The sequence below is a fragment of the Oleiphilus sp. HI0117 genome (genome assembly GCF_001635235.1).
Genome location: NZ_LWGA01001154.1, coordinates 1 through 780 on the forward strand (window position 1 = coordinate 1; position 780 = coordinate 780).

Annotated in this window: 2 protein-coding genes; both read right to left on the reverse strand. The window is 43.2% G+C overall.

Going from position 1 to position 780, the window contains the following annotated elements; all coding sequences use genetic code 11:
• On the reverse strand, positions 1-268 hold a 268-nt coding region (locus A3757_RS20520), incomplete at its 3' end, for a hypothetical protein (RefSeq protein WP_156506456.1).
• A gap of 95 nt (positions 269-363) precedes the next feature.
• Positions 364-780, reverse strand: a 417-nt coding sequence (locus tag A3757_RS27095; protein ID WP_197470170.1) for a hypothetical protein, incomplete at its 5' end; no start/stop codon positions are given.

Here is a 780-nt window from a genome sequence, read left to right on the forward strand (position 1 = left end):
CACCTTCCATGAATGAGTAGTCTGGCATTTCGACAAACTCGACATGAGAAAAGTATGCGCTCGAGCATTCCATCAAATTTGCAAGACTTCCTGAAGCAATACCGTTATCAACTTTGAAAGAAAGATGAGGTACGTAACCAATTCGAACGGACGATTCAAACCGCTTATTATCTGTGGCGTAGCTTGCTCCAGAGAGCAGTCCAGCCAGCATCGCGCAGACAATCATAGGTAAAAAGTGTCTAAAAGCAGACATAAAACGCATAGGCATGTAACTCACCTTAAATTTATTATGTAAGTGGTGGAAAAAGCTTGGGTTATTTTTATGATAGCACTACTTATGGTAATAGAAAGGCAAAGTAAAAACTATGCATTAGGTCTAGCTTGTGCAAGGTCATCCGGGGTAAGCAATTTAGCCGCACGATGGACAAGCTTGCCGCCACCTCTTAGTGAACGATAGACGATATCCAGAATATCTCGGTGCACGGCTTCAATAGGTTTGGCTATTTGACTCACTACGGGTAATTTTTGCATCACATAAAAGGGCTCTTCAGCAATTGAGTAATGAACCGTCTCAACTGTTTCTACCGTTTTATCGTAAGCGCTCGCCATCAAATCGATAGTGCCTGCTAATAAAGCTTGATTGGACACATCTTGCTGCCCAGCTTCGGGGATATAGGGTTTACGTATTACCTGATAGTTGATTAAATCGAGCGCTTTCCCCGCATGACGTGTACGCAATCTTCGCTCATCTTCATCAACCCAGCATGCTATCTGCTGGTA